Origin of the sequence: Propionivibrio dicarboxylicus (assembly GCF_900099695.1) — a bacterium.
Lineage (GTDB): Bacteria > Pseudomonadota > Gammaproteobacteria > Burkholderiales > Rhodocyclaceae > Propionivibrio > Propionivibrio dicarboxylicus.
The window spans coordinates 361881-379739 of the sequence record NZ_FNCY01000001.1 but is presented as its reverse complement, the minus strand read 5'-3'; the positions used below and the strand labels follow the sequence as shown (position 1 = coordinate 379739).

Here is a 17859-nt window from a genome sequence, read left to right as displayed (position 1 = left end):
CTTTAACGGTTCCATCATTCGCCACCCCGCAGCTTGGGGTGGCTTTTTTATGTCCGACCGATGAGCCGACCGGGCTAACAAAGAAAGAGCCGCGCGATGGCGGCTCGTTTCTGTGAGGTCGGTTCTGGTGCGTCCCGTCGATGCGATCTCAGGGTTGTACCTGGTCGATCACCAGACGCTGGTTCTTGCTGCCCGGCTTGACGCTCTTGAGGGTACCGATGAGGTCGCCCGGGCTGCTCTGGGCGATGCCGCCCTTGGTCACGCGTGCCTCGAGGACGACGCTTTGCGTCGTCGACAGCTTTTGGCCGCCGGGCAGACTGTTGCTGTCGTCCAGGCGGAATTTCAGCGGCAGGTCGGATGCACGCGCACGGATGACGGCGAGCGGCATGCGTGAGCCTTCGGCGGGGCGAGCGAACACGTAGAGCGTGTCTTCGGGCTGTGCCTTGGCGATGAGCTTTCCGCTCAGAACGACCTCGCCCTCAATCGCGCCCTTGGCCGGCGCGCTGGCAGGCGTTTGCGTGGCCTCCTTCTTCGCGGCCGGCTTGCCCTGGATACCCGCAGCCGCTCGGGCTTTTTCGATCGCGGCTTCGACGGCTTCGGCGTCCTCGCCTCCAGCGTCGAGTTGCGGCAGCAGCCGTTCCCAGTAATCGACGGCGGCGCGGAAGTTTCCGCGTTCGTTGGCCGAATGGCCGGCGAGGAACAATGCCAGCATGCCGTTCGGGTCGATCTTGAGCGCTTTGGCGATCAGTGCGTCGGTCTTCTCGTTGAAGGCCCCGCCATTGGCCTGTAACAGCGTTTCGGCGTAGTCGGCGAGCAGATAGGCGTCCCCTTCAATTGCCGCGGCGCCGCGTGCGTAGGCGTCGGCCGCCTCGGCGAAGCGGCTGAGTGACTTGTAGGAGCGGGCGAGCATGATCCAGCCCTTGGTGTCGTCGGGGTTGGCCTTCAGGCGTTCGACCAGCCGGTTCAGCATGGCGTCGAGTTCCTGCGCCTGGGCATGCGCGCGCACCTGCGGCGGCTCGAGTGCTTGCGGATTGCCGAGTTGCCAGTAGCCGAACACGGCGGCCAGCACGAGCGTCAGTCCGAGCAGGAGCGCGTTGCGTCCACTCATGCGCGCCTTGGCGATGGTGGGCGTCGGCGCTGCGTCGGTTTCCTCGAGCAGGCGGCGCTGCAGTTCGCGCTTGGCCTGGTCGAAGTCTTCGACGGTCAGCAAGCCCTCATCGCGCGTGCGTTCGAGTTCCTGCAATTGATCGCGGAAGATGTCGAGGTTGGCCTGCCGACGGTCGACCGAATGGGCGTCCCGGCCCTTTCGCCACCACGGGCTCAGCAGGAGGGCGAGGGCGACCAGCGTCAGCAGCGTCGCGGCGAGGATGAACTGGAGAGGCGCGCTCATGATGCTTTTCCGTTTCCGGCATCTTTAAGCAGCTGCTCGGCCTGACGCTGCTCGGCGGCGCTGAGCGGCGCGTCGTCGATGCGGCGCGTCCGTCGGCGGAGGAAGACGAACAGACCACCGAGTCCGCCGACCAGCAGCAGCACGGGTCCGAACCACAGCAGCAGTGTCGTGCCTTTGAGCGGCGGGCGGTAACGGACGAAATCGCCGTAGCGGCTGACCATGAAGTCCATGATTTCGCCGTCGCTCTTGCCGGCTTCGATCATCGTGCGGATTTCGCGGCGCAGATCATTGGCGAGTTCGGCCTGCGAGCCGGCCAGCGACTCGTTCTGGCAGACGAGGCAGCGCAACTCGGAGGAAATGGCCACCAGCCGCTTTTCGGCGGCTTCGTTTTCAGCGACCGGTGCCGCTTCTTTCGCGTGCAGGGCCTGTGTCAGGCTCATGGCGCACAGCAGGGCGGCGCACCAGAATTTCAAACGGTTCATTTGTTGAGTTCCCCTACCAGCGGCAGGATCTTGCCGGAGAAAACATCGGGCGAGATCGGGCCGATGTGCTTGAAGCGGATGATGCCGGCCTTGTCGATGACATAGGTTTCGGGCACGCCATAGACGCCGTAGTCGATGCCGACACGGCCGTCGAGATCGAGGATCGACAAGGCATAGGGATCGCCGTGACGGCGGAGCCAGGCGTTGGCGCGCTCGGTCGCCATGCCTTTTTCCGATTCGGGCGAGATCTTGGCGATGTCGTAATTGGCGTCGCCGCGGATTTCCTTGTAATTGAGGCCGATCAGCGTGACCGCTTTGTTCTTCGACATTTCGACGAGCATCGGATGTTCCTGGCGGCAGGAGACGCACCAGGTCGACCAGACGTTGAGCAGCCACACTTTGCCTTGCATGTCCTGCGGCGAGAAGGTCTTGTCGCTGCCGAGCTGCGGCAGCGCGAACGCCGGTGCCGGTTTGCCGATCAGCGGCGACGGTACTTCGCGCGGATTGAGGTTGAGGCCGACGGCAAGAAAACCGACGAGCACGACGAAGCCGACGAGCGGCCAGAGAAAACGGTTCATGCGGCGGACTCCTTGGCGGCTTCGGCACGGTTCAGGCGATAGCGACGGTCGCTCATGGCGAGCAGGCCGCCGAGCGCCATCAGCAGGCAGCCGCCCCAGATCCAGTCGACGAAGGGCTTGTGATACACCCGCACCACCCACTCGCCGTCGACTTTGGCGCGATCGATCGGTTCGCCGAGCGAGACGTAGACGTCACGCAGGAATCCCGCGTCGATCGCGGCTTCGGTCATCGGCATGCCGAAGGTCGGGTAAATGCGTTTTTCCGGCGACAGCTTGCGCAGCGTCTTGCCGTCCTTCTGCAGATCGACGTCGCCGACGAGCGCCTGATAGTTCGGTCCCTTTTCTTCACGGATGCCGTTGAAGCGGAAGGTGTAGCCGGAGAGCGTCACCGTGTCGCCGGGTGCCATCTTGACGTCCTTCTCGGCCTGGTAGCCGTTCACCGCCGCGACGCCGATGACGAAGGCGGCGACTCCGACGTGGGCGAGGTGCATGCCGAGGAAGCTGGCCGGTTGGGCGAACAGCGACTTGCCGGTGGCGCGCATGCGCTGGGCGATGTTGAGCGCGGCGGTGACGATGATCCAGACGGCGAGCACCAGGCTCAGCGCGACCAGCGGTTTCCACTCGCCGCCGAGCAGCGGCGCCAGCAGTCCGACCAGTGCGGCGGCGCCGAAGGCCCAGCGCAGCAGGCGGGCGAGTTCGGCCGGGCTTGCCTGTTTCCAGCGGGCGAAGGGAGCGACGCCGATCAGGAAGAGGGCCGGGATCATCAGCGGTGCGAAGACCGAGTCGAAATAGGGTGGGCCGACTGACAGCTTGCCCATACCGAGTGCGTCGATCAGCAGCGGATAGAGCGTGCCGAGCAGGACCGAGCCGCAAGCGACGGCGAGCAGCACATTGTTGGTGAGCAGCAAGGACTCGCGCGAAAAGAGTCCGAAGCGTCCGCCGAGGCCTACTTTCGGTGCACGCCAGGCGAACAGCGCCAGCGAGGTGCCGATGACGATGACGAGCAGCGCGAGGATGAAGATGCCGCGACGCGGATCGGTGGCGAAGGCGTGGACGGAGGTCAGGACGCCGGAACGGACGAGGAAGGTGCCGAGCAGCGAGAGCGAGAAGGCGGCGATCGCCAGCAGCACGGTCCAGTTCTTGAAGCTGCCGCGCTTTTCGGTGACGGCAAGCGAGTGCACCAGCGCCGTGCCGACCAGCCAGGGCATGAAGGATGCATTTTCGACCGGGTCCCAGAACCACCAGCCGCCCCAGCCGAGTTCGTAATACGCCCACCAGGAACCGAGGGCGATGCCGAGCGTGAGGAAAATCCAGGCGGCGATCGTCCAGGGGCGCGACCAGCGCGCCCAGGCGGCGTCGAGTTGGCCCGAGAGCAGCGCCGTGACGGCGAAGGCATAGGCGACCGAGAAGCCGACATAGCCCATGTACAGCATCGGCGGATGGATGACGAGACCGGGGTCCTGCAGCAGCGGGTTGAGGTCGCGGCCTTCGGGAGCGCCGGGCAGCAGGCGCTCGAACGGGTTCGAGGTGAGCAGCACGAAGAGCAGCAGGCCGGCGGTGACGAGGCCGAGCACACCGATTACACGTGCAATCATTGGCTCGGGCAGGCGGCGCGAAAACACTGCAACGGCGAGCGCCCACAGCCCGAGCATGAAGATCCACAGCAGCAGCGAACCTTCGTGCCCGCCCCAGACGCCGGCGATGCGGTATTGCAGTGGCAACTGGGTATTGGAATGCTGGGCGACGTAGGCGACGGTGAAATCGTTCTGGATGAAGGCCGTGGTCAGGCAAACGAATGCCGCGGCGAGCAGCAGCGCCTGCGTCCAGGCGGCCGGGCGGGCGAAGGCAGTCCAGGCCGCCAGGCCGCGATGCGCGCCGACCAGCGGCAGGATGCCCTGGGCCAGGGCGACGCACAGCGCCAGGATCAGGGCGTAGTGTCCGAGTTCAGGAATCATTGCTTCACCGTTTTGGCCGTGGCCTCGATCATGGCCTTGTTGGCCTGGGCGTCGCCGACGGCCTTGGCGGCTTCCGGCGGCATGTAGTTTTCGTCGTGCTTGGCCAGCACCTCGGAGGCAGTGAACAGGCCGTCGTCGCCGAGCTTGCCCTGGGCGACGGCGCCTTTGCCCTCCTTGAAGAGGTCGGGCAGGATGCCCTTGTAGCGCACCGGCATGTCATGGGCCGTGTCGGTCATGACAAAGGCGATGGTGACGCCGTCGGCCTCGCGGTGCAGCGATCCTTCCTTGACCAGTCCGCCGATGCGGAAAGCCTTGCCTTTCGGCGCTTCGCCGGTGGCGACCTGAGTCGGCGAGAAAAAGAAGACGAGGTTACTGCGGAAGGCGTTCAGCACCAGGGCGGCGACGAGTCCGAGGATGACGAGTCCGACAGCGATGAGCAGCAGACGTTTATGGCGGGTTTTCAATGGCTTTCCTCACGTGAAGCGGCGGGGTCGAGTTTTTCTGCGCGCAGTTGCCGGCGCAGACGGTCGATCAGTTGCTTGCGACCGCGGACGAGCAGGACCGGTTCCAGAATCATGACGAGCGCCATGACGATGAACGATCCCCAGACGTAGAGACCATGGGTTCCCATGGCAAGAAAATCGGAAAGGCTGTTCCAGTACATGCTCACTTCTCCTGGGCGAGTTCGGCCTTGACCCACTCGGTATGGCGTTCGCGTTCAAGCACGATCTTGCGCACGCGCATCAGCGCCACGGCGATGGCATACATCCAGCAAGCCAGTGCGCAGAGCAGCATGCCGACGAGCATGACCTTGGCCATCGACGACTTGGCAATATTGACGGTCGAGCCCTGATGCAGCGTGTTCCACCACTTGACCGAGAAATAGATGATCGGCACGTTGACGACGCCGACCAGCGCCAGGATCGCCCCGGCCTTGTCGGCGCGGCGCGGATCGTCGATCGATGCCTGCAAGGCGATGAAGCCGACATAGAGGAAGAGCAGGATCAGCTCCGAGGTGAGTCGCGCATCCCACACCCACCAGGCGCCCCACATCGGTTTGCCCCAGAGCGCGCCGGTCCACAGCGAAAGAAAGGCGAACAGTGCGCCGGTCGGGGCCAGCGCCTGCGCCATCATCGCCGACAGGCGGAAGTTGAACGCGAGTCCGAGCGCTGCCCAGAAGGCCATGACCAGGTAGATGAACATCGACATCCACGAAGCCGGCACGTGCAGGAAGATGATGCGATACCCCTCACCCTGCTGCGCGTCGGTCGGTGCGATAAGGAAGCCGACGATCAGGCCGGCGATGCCGAACAGTGCGGCGAGCGCCCAGAACCAGGGAATCATCTTGCCGGCGAGCGGATAGAAGGTTTGCGGGCTCGAAAAATGGTACCAGTTGAAGCCTTTTGACATGGGCTGAATTACTCCAAAGCGATGCGCAGCGCGGCTGCGGTGGGCCAGGGGGCGAAAAAGACGCCGGCCAGCGTCAGCGCGCCGAGCAGCGACAGATGCGCCTGGGCGCCGACCCCGGTGACGGTGGCCTCGACGGCGCCGGCCCCGAATATTAGCACCGGAATATATAGCGGCAGAATCAGCAGCGAGAGCAGGACGCCGCCGCCGCGCACGCCGAGCGTCAGCGCCGCGCCGATGGCGCCGATGCCGGACAGCGCCGGCGTACCGATCAGCAGCGACAGGGTGAGCGCCTGCAAGGCCTCGCTCGACAGGTCGAACTGCAGGCCGAGTACCGGCGCCAGCAGCGTCAGCGGCAGCCCGGAAACGAGCCAGTGTGCGGCGACCTTGCCAAGCACGATGAGGCCGAGCGGTTGCGGCGAAAGCGCCAGCTGTTCGAGCGTGCCGTCGCGGTGATCGTCGGCGAACAGGCGCGGCAACGACAGCATCGTGGCGAGCAGGGCCGCGACCCAGAGGATACCGGGCGCCAGCCGCCGCAACTGGTCGGGCTCCGGTCCGATGCCGAGCGGGAACAGACTGACGACGATGATGAAGAAAAACAGCACCGAAGCGATGTCGGCCTGCCGGCGCATGCCGAGCCGCAGGTCGCGGGCGATCAGCGAGAAGACGGCGTTCAGCATGATCCAAGCACCAGTTGACGGACGGTTCCGGCCGGAATGTTGACCGGCTGGTGGGTGGTCAGCACGGCCAGGCCGCCGCGTTGCAGATGGGCACCGATGAGGCCGGCGACGAGCTCGACAGCGGCGGTGTCGAGCGCGACGAAGGGCTCGTCGAGCAGCCAAAGCGACTTGCGTTCATGCACCAGCCGCGCCAGCGCAACCCGCCGTTTCTGGCCTTGCGACAGATAGCGGCAGGCCAGATCGGCGCGTCCGGCGAGGCCCAGGGTTTCCAGCGCTTCGAGGGCGAGATCCTCGTCGAGTGGCGTGTCGGCGAGTTTTGCCGAGGCGCGCAGGTTTTCGAGCGGCGTCAATTCTTCCTTGATGGCGTTGAGGTGGCCGAGGAAGCACAGTTCGCGGCGGTAATCCTCACCGAGTCGCCCGATCGTCTCGCCTTTCCAGCGAATCTCGCCGGCAGCCGGCGGCAGGAGTCCGCACAGCATGCGCAGCAGGCTGGTCTTGCCGGAACCATTCCTGCCTTGCAAATAGAGCAGCTCGCCTTCGTCGAGGCGAAAGGCGAGATTCCGGAACAGACTGCGTTCTCCGCGAACGCACTCGAGATGGGAGGCGACGAGCATTGTGATGGAAGCGATACGGCTAAACAGGTATTGTCGGGCAGCGAGTTTAGCCGGGGTTTGACAAGAGTCAAATTCTACTGAATTTTATAAGCGCGGCGGATTCTGCTGTAATGACGCAACACAAGTGATCCTGATCTGGCCGAAGCGCCGTTCGTCAGGGATGTCTTGAAATCGATTCTCCGATGAGGGGCCGTGATATCCATCCATCGTCAGACGCCGGCTTGGCGACGCATTTCCTCGGTACGCGCGGTCGTTCTGCTGTCGTCGGGCATGATCGCTGTGCTGGCAATTTCGGCCGCCATGATCCTCTTCGACCTGCGCCACAAGGAACTGGTACATGCGCAGCAGCAGTCGCTCGGCCTGACGCGACTGCTGTCCGAGCAGACGACGCGCGCTTTCGATGGCATCGTCCTGATGATGCGCGGCGTGCGCGATCGGATGGACGACGTCTACGGCCAGCGCCTGTCGCTCAACAGCCTGCCGGTCAGCTTGCTGCTCAAGGTGCGCAGTGCCGGTTTGCCACAGGTCAAGTCGATTTTCCTGGTCGACCGCGACGGCTTCGGCGTGAATTCGTCGCGCGACGATTTCATCCGGCAGCTGCGCATGCAGGATCGTGTTTTCTATCGCTATTTCGCCGACGGCGGACCTGACGAGATTTTCATCAGCCGTCCCGAGAAGGCGCGTGTCGATGGGCAATGGACCTACTACGTCGGCGTGGCGCTCCGCGATGGTGCCGGGCGCTTCCGCGGCGTCCTGGTGTCGGCGGTGAACATCGACTATTTCGATTCGCTCTACGGCAGTATCGGACTGGATACGGTCAGCCAGATCGTGTTGCTGAACCAGCACGGCGAACTGGCGGCGGGCCAGTTCCGTGGCGACGAGGCGATGGGCTCGCTGTTCGGCAACCGGAGCATCCTGGCGGGCCTCGTCGGGTCACCCGGCAAGAGCGCGATGGAAACCCGCCTCGATGCCGATGGCGCGCGACAGTTCGTCGCCTACCGCGCGGTGGCGAACTACCCGTTCTTCGTTGGCGTGGTGGCTGATGAAGCGGTGGCGCTGGCTTCCTGGTGGGATGTGGCGCGCCCGATCGCATTCGGGATCGTGATGGTGATCGTTTTCGTCGTCTTCACGACCTGGGTTTTTGCCCGGAATCTGGCGCGCAAGGAACTGCTCGAATTGGCCTTGCTCGAAAGCGCCGAGCAATTGCGGCACATGATCGAATCGGCACGCGACGCCATCGTCACGCTCGATGCGCAGGGGCGGGTGCTGATGGCCAATACGGCGGCGGCCGAACTCTTCGGCATTTCGGCCGGGCACGCGGTGGGCCAGCGTCTGGTCGCCTTGCTCGATGGCAAGATCCCGGCGCGGCAACTCGATCGCCTGGCCCGCAGCATGGACCGGAGTCGGCCGGAGGCCGGTGGCGAGGGCATCGAAGCGCTCGATCTTCGCCGTGACGGGCGGACGCTGTTTGTCGAGTTGAGTTTGTCCGCGGCCCAGTTTCGTGGCGAAAGTTTGCTGACCGCGGTATTTCGCGATGCCACCGAACGACGCCGGGCCGATCAGCAGTTGCGCGATTCACACCGTCAGTTACAGGAGTTGTCGGCTTCGCTGCAGCGCGTGCGTGAGGACGAGCGCTCACGCATTGCACGGGAACTGCATGACGAGCTGGGCCAGTTGCTGACCGGCATCCGGCTCGAAATATCCTGGTTGGGCGGGCGCCTGATTCCGGAGCAGCGGCTACTCTCCGAGCGGGTCGTCGCCATCAAGGAGCAGATCGACCAGACGATCGCATCGGTGCGCCGGATTTCTTCGGAGCTGCGGCCCCTCGTGCTCGACGATCTGGGTTTGGTCGATGCCGCGCATTGGTACATCGATCAGTTTTCCGAGCGCACGGGGATTGAGATCGACCGACATTTACCCGACAGCGATGTCGAGTGTGATTCGGCAGTGGCGACGGCGCTTTTCCGCATCCTGCAGGAATCGATGACGAACGTGGCGCGCCATGCTCAGGCCTCGCGTCTGACGGTTCGCCTTGGTCATGACGGGGGCAAGTGGAACCTTTGTGTCGAGGACGACGGGCAGGGATTTGTATACGATAACGGGCAATGTTGCGGCAACATGGGCCTCGTCGGCATGCGCGAACGCGCGCAAATGCTGGGCGGGCATCTGGAAGTCGAAAGCTCGCCAGAACGTGGCACGCGGATCAGCGTGACGATTCCGGGCAACGGGCAGCCAAAGGATGACGATGGAAAAGCGTAGAGTGCTGTTGGCGGACGATCACGCCATCATCCGCGACGGTGTGCGGCAAATCCTCAGCGATACCGAGGACCTCGAGGTCGCCGGCGAGGCGGCCAACGGCATCGAGGTGATGCAGCGTATCCGCGAGGGCGTCTGGCATGTGCTCGTCCTCGATATTTCGATGCCGGGGCGCGGCGGGATAGAACTGATCCGGATGATCCGCGACGAGCGTCACGCTGTGCCGATCCTGGTCCTCAGCATGCATCACGAGGAGCAGTACGCCGTCCGGGCGCTGAAGGCCGGCGCCCAGGGCTATGTCACCAAGGAAAGCGATGCCGACCTGCTGGTTGGCGCGATCCGTAAGGTTGCCAACGGCGGCGTGTTCGTCAGCGACAAGGTGGCCGAGTTGATGATCCGCAGTGGTCAGTCGGCGTGTGACGTGGCGCCGCATCAATTGTTGTCAGACCGCGAATACCAGATTTTCGATAAACTCGTGCAAGGCCGGGGATTGAGCGAGATCGCCCTCGAACTGTCGCTGAGCGTCAAGACGATCAGTACCCACAAGACGCATATCCTTCAGAAAATGGGCCTGACCAACAACGCCGAACTGGTGCGCTACGCGATTTCCAGAGGCTTGGTCGATCCGGGGCAATACTGATCCGACGGTTGGCATTCCCGAGAAGGGTAGGAATTTTCCTACAGCCCTTTTAATCCAATGCCGATATTGTGGTCATTAACCTTTATTTACACTCCTTGACATCTTTGCATTAGAAGAAAGATCGGCCGGACTGCATCTTGAAGCAGGTTGCGGTCGATGCTCAAGGAGGCGTTATGGGAATACCGAAGTTGTTTTTGGGGCTGATGGTGGCGCTGGGTGTTGCTGCTGCCAGTCTCTCCGCACCGGCGTTTGCGGCCGATCCGGCCAACGATCTGGTGCTCAAGGGGGATGCCCGCTGCACCGGTTGCCACGACGAGTCGGATGATGCCGGCCCGAACATGATCGACCTGCACCCCTCGGTGCTTTCGATCGGCAAGACCAAGCACGGTACCCGCGCCGACGGTCGGACGCCGACCTGTACCGATTGCCACGGCGATAGCGACAAGCACGTCAAGCATCGCGGCAGCGGCACGCCGCCATTGACCGATGTGACCTTCGACAAGAAGAGCAAGACCGACGCGACGACCAAGAACGGGGTTTGCCTCACTTGTCACGAAGGAAGCAAGCGGATCGGATGGCAGGGGAGCAAGCATGGCCTCAACGACGTCGCCTGTACCTCTTGCCACCAGGTGCATGCCAAGAACGACAAGGTGATGGGCAAGTTCACCCAGATCGAGGTGTGCTCGACGTGCCACAAGGAGCAGCGCACGCAGGTCACCAAGCCCTCGCACCACCCGATCATCGAAGGCAAGATGAACTGCGCCTCGTGCCACAACGTACACAGCGACACCCCGAAGCAGCTCGTCAAGGACAGCACCAACGACACCTGCTACACCTGCCACATGGAGAAGCGCGGTCCCTTCGTGCATAACCACCAACCGGTGACCGAAGACTGCGGCATCTGCCACCAGCCGCATGGTACTTCGATCTCGGGGATGCTCAAGTCGCGAGCGCCGTTCCTTTGCCAGGAGTGCCATAGCCAGAGCGGGCACCCGGGGCAGGTATTTGCTTTGCCGGCAGGGCGTACGACGGGTACCTCGTCGGTTGGGACAGTCGCCCGTGGCTGCCTGAATTGTCATACCAATATCCATGGCGGAAACAGCACGCTCAATAACGTGCAGGCCCGGGACTTCCGTCGTTGATCGAGGAGCGCCGACTCATGAAAACAGTACAGAAATTCAAGCTTTCCGCGCTCTCGATCTGCCTTGGCTCGGCGTATGGGGTGGCACTGGCGGCGGATGTCAATGTCGATGCGCTGACCAAGCCCGATAGCTCCGTTTCGGTTGGCGTCGGCAACTGGTCGGGCGACCGTCACCAGCAGGGCATCTACGATGGCATGCGGGAGAAGGGCGCTGTCGGGCTGATGGACGCCGACATCAACAAGCGCGACGAGGAAACCGGGACTTGGCTGAAACTCAATGCCAGCAACCTCGGGTTGGAGTCGCGTGAAGTCAAGGCGGAGTACCTGCGCCAGGGCGACATGGGGGTGACGTTCGAGTATTCGCGAACGCCTTCGGTTAATCCGAATACCTTCTCGACGCGTCTCCAGGGGATTGGGACGACCACGGAGACGATTCCATCGACTGTCGGGACGAACGGTGTTATCTCGCTGGGCACGAAGCGCGATCTGTATGGTCTCGGTTTCACCAAGCGGTTCAACTCTGAGTTTGATCTCGTCGTCAGTTTCAAGAACGAGGACAAGACCGGCACTCGCGCGTGGGGGGCTGGCAGCACCCCGCTGTTTGCCGTCGAACCGATCAATAGCACGACGCGTCAGCTTGAAACTGCGCTCAACTACACGACGAAGAAATTGCAGTTGTCGGGCGGTTACTACGGCAGCTGGTACGGGAACAACATGGGCACCAGCTCCGTGACCGTGTATCCGGCTTCCACGACCCCCGTTTTCCTGTCGCTGCCGCTTGATAATCAGGCGCACCAGGCCTTTGTGCATGGCGGCTACAACTTTACGTCGTCCACGCGCGGGACGTTCAAGGCAGCCTACACACATGCTACCCAGAATCAGGGACTGGCTAACCAGGGGTGGGCGAGTTCGCCGCAAAGTCTGAATGGTGCGGTCAATACGACACTGCTTCAGGCTGGCCTGACGTCGCGGCTGACCAAGGACTTTTCGGTGATGACGAATCTGCGCTATCACAACGTTGATGACGCTACCCCGATTTCACTGTTGAGTTCGACGCCGACGAACTATATGCCGTGGTCGTATAAGACGACAACCGGAAAGTTTGAAGGCACGTATCGTTTGCCTAAGGGATACAGTCTGACGGGCGGTGTGGATTTCAGTCGCCAGGATCGTGGCATTCCGACCGGATTCGATGCGCAACGGGCGGTGCCTTATCGTTACAAGGTCGACGAGACGACGTACCGGATGCAGCTACGTCGCGCGATGTCGGAAACGGTCAATGGCGCCATCGCTTACCTTTACAGCACTCGGGCGGGGTCTTCCTACGGGCAGACTTCAACCGCGCTGGCAACGGTGTATAGCAACCAGATCAACCCGCTCAACATTGCCAACCGGACGCGCAACAAGATTCGGATGACGGCCGACTGGACGCCGGCGGATGCTCTGACGCTGCAGATGACGCTTGAAGCGGCGAAGGACAATTACGGGTTCGACCGTATCTATGGCGTTCGCGACGGCAGTGCCTTGCACTATGGACTCGATGCCAATTACGCGATGAGCGAAAACTGGAGCCTGAATAGCTGGTATGCCTACGATCGCAGCCACGCGAATCAGCTCAATTTCGGAATGTCCGACAGTCTTATGGAGGTTGACCACTCCTTCGGTTTCGGGACGCGCGCCAATGCCAGCGAGCGCCTGAAATTCGGTAGCGATGTCGTATGGACACGCGGTACCAGCACCTATCAGCAAGCGGCCACGCAGCCGTCAACGCTGGAACCGATCACTAATATCCTTTTCCGTGCCAAGATCTTCTCTCAATATACGCTCGACAAGCAGTCGGAAGTGCGCTTTGACTTCATCCATGAGCGCTGGAAGACAAACGACTGGACATGGATGTTTGCGAACGGCAGTGCGTTTGTTTATGGAACGTCGCCGAATGATGGCACCATGGTATCCACCATGCCCAAGCAGATCTCCAACTACGTCGGTGCGCGCTACATCTATCGCTTCCAGTAAGCCAGGAACGCAGCACAGTCCTTTCACGGCGATGCCTCCGGGCATCGCCGTTTCTTTTCCGTAAAACCACGCATATACCCTAAGGATTCCTTGCGCTAGAATCCGCGGCAACATGTCTGGCTATGCTCAATGGGAGTTCCGGTGATTCGATCGGGATTTCGAGCTTGGCCTGTTGCCAATGCCAACGGGTTGTGTCCGAGTGCAAACCTCTGAAAATAATGAACTTGTCTGCCAGCGCGTGCGGATCAACGGCGTCGTGCAAGGGGTCGGATTCCGGCCGCTGGTGTGGCGGCTGGCAAAGGAACTCGGTCTTACTGGCTGGGTTCGCAACGATGCCCGTGGCGTAGAACTCGAGGTCAGCGGGCTGCGCTCGCACGTCGAGACGCTGATCGAGCGCCTGCATCGGGACGCACCGCCGAACGCGCAGATCGATGCGATTACGTCGCGATATACCGAATCGGTGTCGGTTTCGGGCGATTTTTTCATTCTCGACAGCCGCGGCGGACGTTCGGCAACGATGATCGGGCCGGATATGACGGTATGTCGGGATTGCCTGGCCGAAATGTTCGATCCTTCCAGCCGGCGCTGGCGTTATGCGCTGACCAATTGCGGTCACTGCGGGTCGCGCTATTCGATTTGCACCGGCTTGCCCTTCGATCGTGCGCGCACCAGCCTCAAACCGTTCGCGATGTGCGGAAAATGCGAGGGCGAATATCACCGGGCGCATGACCGGCGTCTTCATGCCGAAGGGAATTGCTGCCCACGCTGCGGTCCCCAGATTTCACTTCTCGATGCTGCTGGAAAGCCGATTCCCGGTGATGTCGTCGTCAATGCGCTGGCCCTGATTCGGGCCGGCCGCGTTGTCGCGATCAAGGGGCCGGGCGGATTCCATCTCTTCTGCGATGCGCACAATCCGGCGGCTGTCGCCCTGATGCGCGAACGCAAGCGGCGCCAGTGCAAGCCGTTCCCGGTGATGTTCGCCAGCGCGATGTCGGCACTTCCGTATGTTCAGTTCCGCGTCGGCGAGCCGGGACTGCTGACCTTGCCAGAGCGTCCGATCATCCTGCTCAACAAGCGCAAGCGTTGCGACGAGGTGATGCCGGCCGTTGCGCCCGAGCTGCACTGGCTCGGCGTCGTCCTGCCGTTCGCGCCGATTCACTATCTGCTTTTCCACGAGGCGGCGGGACGTCCGAGCGGATTGCAATGGTTGGAGAGCGACCAGGAATTGGTGCTCATGATGAGCAGCGGCAATCTCGCGCGCGAACCGATCGCCATCGACAACGACGAGGCGTTGCAGCGCCTGGCCGGCGTTGCCGATGCGTTTCTCATGCACGACGGCAAGATCGTCACGCGTTGTGACGACAGTGTCGCCTGCTCGGCGCCGGGGGGCTTGCAACTCATCCGGCGGTCGCGCGGCTATGCGCCGAAAGCCTTGAAATTGCCTCAGTCGGGACCGCCAGTACTTGCGGTCGGCGGCCCGGTGAAGAACGCCATCTGCGTTACGCGTGGCAACGAGGCCTTCGTTTCGCAGCATATCGGCGAGCTGTCGAATCCAGTCGCTGCCGTCGGTTTTGAGGATACCGTCCAGCATCTGCTCAAGATGCTTGAAGTGGTGCCGGCAGTGATTGCGCATGATATCCATCGGGATGCCTACGTCACCGCGCTGGTCGACGAGATGGCGCGCGAGCGCGACGTGCCGATGCTGGCGGTGCAGCACCATCACGCGCATGTGGCGGCGGTTCTGGCCGAGCATCAGGTGGTCGAACCGACCTATGGCTTGGCGCTCGATGGCGGCGAACTTGGGACCGATGGCACGATTTGGGGCGGCGAATTGCTCAAGGTCAGCGGCGCGCGTTTCGAGCGCGTTGGTCATCTGTCCCCCTTCCTGTTGCCGGGGTCCGAAATCGAGTCGCGCGTGCCCTGGCGGCTGGCGGCCTCGATCCTGCAGTCGCTTGGCCGTGGGGACGAGATCGTCCGACGCTTCGCCGGCCTCGCGGGCGTCGAAAACGTTGCCGCCGAACTGGCGGCGGGCGCGATGGGACGGCAGTCCTCGAGTCTTGGCCGCCTCTTCGAAGCGGCCGCCGGGCTGTTGGGCATCCGCCACGAACTGATTTACCGGGATCAGGCCGGGTTGCTGATGGAAGGTTACGCGGAACGCTTCGGGGCGGCCGAACCGCTCCCGGATGGCTGGCGCGTGTCGGGCAATTGGCTCGATCTCTTGCCCGTATTCGACTACCTGCGCGAAGAGCGCGAGCCACAACGCGGCGCCGCAGTTTTCTATGCCACCGTGGCGGCCGCCCTCGCCGACTGGATGCACACTCTGGTGCCCGAGGGCAGCGCGGTGGCTGCTGGCGGCGGCTGCATGCAAAACCAGGTGTTTTCGCGTGAATTGCGTTTCCGGGCGGGGAAATTCGGCCTGACGTTCATCGAGGCGCGTCGGCTGCCGCCGAGCGACGGCGCACTGGCGCTGGGTCAGGCCTGGGTTGCCCAGCGCTACCTGCTTGGCGACAGTCTGGGTTGAACGGAGCGCGTCAGCGGACGACGAAAGCCGGCTTTTGGCCGTAGGACAGGCGGATGCGTTCGGCGACTTTTTCCGCGTCGGCCCGATTCGGGTACGGGCCGACCTGAACCCGGTACCAGCTATCGCTCGGGACGACGACGATCGGCTCGTCTACCCAATCAAGTTCGCGGGCGATATGCGCGCGCAGGCTCTCGGCATTGTCGTTGTTCGAGAAGGCGCCCAGTTGCAGATAAACGCCGGCGGCCAGCGTCACCGGGCGACTGGCGGGTGTGGGCGGCTCGGCAGCGAGCCGGCTGGCCAGCAGTTCGATCTCGTCGCGGCCACCTGTTGCCGGCGCCGGCGGCTTGACCTGGGCATAGGACACCGAGGTTGCGTCACCAGGAAGGATCGTCTCGACCTCGACCAGCGTGCTGCCGTTGTTGATGTAGCCGAGACGGTAAGCTGCGGCATACGACAGGTCGATGATCCGGTCGGCGTGGAAAGGTCCGCGGTCGGTGACGCGTACGACGACGCTCTTGCCATTGGCCGGATTGCTGACGCGGACGTAGGACGGAATCGCCAACGTCGGGTGTGCCGCCGTCATCGAGAACATGTCGTAGGGCTCGCCGATCGAGGTCCGCTGTCCGTGGAATTTCTTGCCGTACCAGCTGGCGACGCCGCGCTGGCGAAGCGCTCGTAGCGTCGTGTCCGGCACATAGTTCTTGCCGAGCACGCTGTAGGGTCGGTTGGCGAAGCGGTGCAGCGGTTCGAGTCGCGGTTGTGCGTCGGGGATGTCATCGAGATTGTCGGGAATCTCGTCGCCGGGACCGTCGTCCTTGTAGTAGCCGCCGCCACGCTTTTGCACCGCCTGCGTTTTTCGCGGTGCGGATTTTGCTGCTGTCGCGGCGGGTTCTATCCGATTGGCCGACTCGCCCGGCTCGACGACGTGGACCGGGGTGCTGCCGCATCCGGCGAGAACGAGCACGGCGAAGGATGCCAATAGTGCCGGAACGCTTCCGCCGGCGCGCCGTGCGGTCTTGCGCAGCATGAAACGATGCGTATCTTCTTTGGTGGTCATGACAACGAAATACGAAGCTTCATTTCTTGACGAGCATGCGATGCGACTGGATGCTCATCAGGATACCGAGTCCGAGGAACAGCGTGACGAGTGCGGTGCCGCCATAGCTCATGAATGGCAGCGGAACGCCGACGACGGGCAGAATGCCGCTGACCATTCCCATGTTGACGAAGGCATAGGTGAAGAAACTCAGCGTGATCGAGCCACCGAGGACGCGGGCGAACAGCGTCGAGGCGTTGGCGGTGATCATCAGCCCTCGGGCAATCAGCAGGAGATAAAGTATGGCCAGAATGGTGCAACCGATCAGGCCCCGCTCTTCGGAAAACACCGCGAAGATGAAGTCTGTATGCCGTTCGGGAATGAATTCCAAGTGGGTTTGCGTGCCTTCCAGCCAGCCCTTGCCAAAAATTCCGCCCGAGCCGATGGCGATGGTGGACTGGATGATGTGGTAGCCGGAGCCGAGCGGATCAGTCGAGGGGTCGATCAGCGTCAGGATGCGCTTGCGCTGGTAATCGTGCAGCACGGTCCAGACGAAGGGCGCGGCGCCGGCGCCGGCGGTGATCATGCCGATGATGACCTTCCACGGTAACCCGGCGAAGAAAATGACGTAGAAGCCGGCCGCGCCGACGAGGATGGCGGTTCCGAGGTCGGGCTGTTTTGCGATCAGTCCGAAGGGCACGATCAGGAGCAGTCCGGCGACGCAGTAATGCCGCAGTTTGAGCGCGGCCTCGTATTTCTGGAAATACCAGGCGAGCATCAGCGGCATGGCGATTTTCAGGATTTCGGACGGCTGGATGCGCATGAAGCCGAGTGAGAGCCAGCGCCGGGCGCCGTTGACCTTGATGCCGACGAGAAAGACGAGCACCAGCAGGATGACGCCGACGACATAGAGCGGAACGGCAAAACGCATCAGTTTTTGTGGCGGGAATTGCGCCACCCCCCACATGACGGCCAACCCGACCGCCATATTGACGAGCTGCGACAGCGCGCGATTGTTGGCATCGTAGGTGGCGCTGAAGACCGTCGCCAGGCCGGCGAGCATGAGCAGCGCGGTAATGCCGAGCAAGGGCATGTCGAGGTTGGAGACGAGGCGGCTGCGGATGCGGTAGAGGATTTCCATGG

The 17859-nt window shown here is 62.8% G+C and carries 16 protein-coding genes; 5 read left to right on the top strand and 11 right to left on the bottom strand.

Annotated elements, in window-relative coordinates; genetic code table 11:
- Positions 1-148: 148 nt before the first annotated feature.
- From ccmI to ccmA, 9 genes are read right to left on the bottom strand one after another with little or no spacing between them, the layout of a single operon-like run.
- On the bottom strand, positions 149-1390 hold the full coding sequence (gene ccmI, locus BLR25_RS01850) for a c-type cytochrome biogenesis protein CcmI (protein WP_091932480.1): 1242 nt from the start codon (positions 1388-1390) through the stop codon (positions 149-151).
- Positions 1387-1872 (bottom strand): cytochrome c-type biogenesis protein, encoded by a 486-nt coding sequence (locus tag BLR25_RS01845; RefSeq protein ID WP_176785709.1) that lies wholly within the window; start codon positions 1870-1872, stop codon positions 1387-1389. The genes ccmI and BLR25_RS01845 overlap by 4 nt, the downstream gene beginning before the upstream one ends.
- Complete coding sequence (locus tag BLR25_RS01840) at positions 1869-2450, bottom strand: DsbE family thiol:disulfide interchange protein (protein WP_091932479.1); 582 nt, start codon at positions 2448-2450, stop codon at positions 1869-1871. Before BLR25_RS01840 ends, BLR25_RS01845 begins: the two co-directional genes overlap by 4 nt.
- Positions 2447-4405: a heme lyase CcmF/NrfE family subunit gene (locus BLR25_RS01835; protein ID WP_091932478.1), complete on the bottom strand. Its 1959-nt coding sequence runs from the start codon at positions 4403-4405 to the stop codon at positions 2447-2449. Before BLR25_RS01835 ends, BLR25_RS01840 begins: the two co-directional genes overlap by 4 nt.
- Positions 4402-4869, bottom strand: a complete 468-nt coding sequence (gene ccmE / locus BLR25_RS01830) for a cytochrome c maturation protein CcmE (RefSeq protein WP_091932477.1) — start codon at positions 4867-4869, stop codon at positions 4402-4404. The genes BLR25_RS01835 and ccmE overlap by 4 nt, the downstream gene beginning before the upstream one ends.
- The gene (gene ccmD / locus BLR25_RS01825; RefSeq protein ID WP_091932476.1) at positions 4866-5069 is read right to left on the bottom strand and encodes a heme exporter protein CcmD; all 204 of its coding nucleotides are present in this window, start codon (positions 5067-5069) and stop codon (positions 4866-4868) included. The genes ccmE and ccmD overlap by 4 nt, the downstream gene beginning before the upstream one ends.
- A 2-nt stretch (positions 5070-5071) precedes the next feature.
- The gene (ccmC, locus tag BLR25_RS01820) at positions 5072-5815 is read right to left on the bottom strand and encodes a heme ABC transporter permease CcmC (protein WP_091932475.1); all 744 of its coding nucleotides are present in this window, start codon (positions 5813-5815) and stop codon (positions 5072-5074) included.
- 8 nt (positions 5816-5823) lie between these two features.
- Positions 5824-6492, bottom strand: a complete 669-nt coding sequence (gene ccmB, locus BLR25_RS01815) for a heme exporter protein CcmB (protein ID WP_091932474.1) — start codon at positions 6490-6492, stop codon at positions 5824-5826.
- A complete protein-coding gene (gene ccmA / locus BLR25_RS01810) occupies positions 6486-7106 on the bottom strand; it encodes a cytochrome c biogenesis heme-transporting ATPase CcmA (protein ID WP_091932471.1) in 621 nt (206 codons plus the stop codon). The genes ccmB and ccmA overlap by 7 nt, the downstream gene beginning before the upstream one ends.
- A 192-nt stretch (positions 7107-7298) precedes the next feature.
- Here ccmA and BLR25_RS01805 point away from each other — a divergent pair, with 192 nt between their 5' ends.
- From BLR25_RS01805 to hypF, 5 genes are all read left to right on the top strand, one after another.
- Entirely contained in the window at positions 7299-9365 is a 2067-nt protein-coding gene (locus BLR25_RS01805) for a sensor histidine kinase (RefSeq protein WP_091932470.1), read from the top strand.
- On the top strand, positions 9352-10002 hold the full coding sequence (locus BLR25_RS01800) for a response regulator transcription factor (RefSeq protein WP_091932469.1): 651 nt from the start codon (positions 9352-9354) through the stop codon (positions 10000-10002). Before BLR25_RS01805 ends, BLR25_RS01800 begins: the two co-directional genes overlap by 14 nt.
- A 173-nt stretch (positions 10003-10175) precedes the next feature.
- On the top strand, positions 10176-11144 hold the full coding sequence (locus tag BLR25_RS01795) for a DmsE family decaheme c-type cytochrome (RefSeq protein ID WP_176785708.1): 969 nt from the start codon (positions 10176-10178) through the stop codon (positions 11142-11144).
- Between the two features lie 17 nt (positions 11145-11161).
- Positions 11162-13159, top strand: coding sequence for an MtrB/PioB family decaheme-associated outer membrane protein (locus tag BLR25_RS01790; protein WP_091932465.1), 1998 nt, complete (start codon positions 11162-11164; stop codon positions 13157-13159).
- 199 nt (positions 13160-13358) lie between these two features.
- Positions 13359-15680: a carbamoyltransferase HypF gene (gene hypF / locus BLR25_RS01785; RefSeq protein WP_245715448.1), complete on the top strand. Its 2322-nt coding sequence runs from the start codon at positions 13359-13361 to the stop codon at positions 15678-15680.
- A 10-nt stretch (positions 15681-15690) separates the two neighbouring features.
- Here the strand turns inward: hypF and BLR25_RS01780 are convergent, their stop codons facing one another.
- Together BLR25_RS01780 and rodA are read right to left on the bottom strand one after the other, a co-directional pair.
- On the bottom strand, positions 15691-16737 hold the full coding sequence (locus tag BLR25_RS01780) for a septal ring lytic transglycosylase RlpA family protein (protein ID WP_245715447.1): 1047 nt from the start codon (positions 16735-16737) through the stop codon (positions 15691-15693).
- A gap of 19 nt (positions 16738-16756) precedes the next feature.
- Positions 16757-17857, bottom strand: a complete 1101-nt coding sequence (gene rodA / locus BLR25_RS01775) for a rod shape-determining protein RodA (protein ID WP_091932463.1) — start codon at positions 17855-17857, stop codon at positions 16757-16759.
- Positions 17858-17859 lie beyond the last annotated feature (2 nt).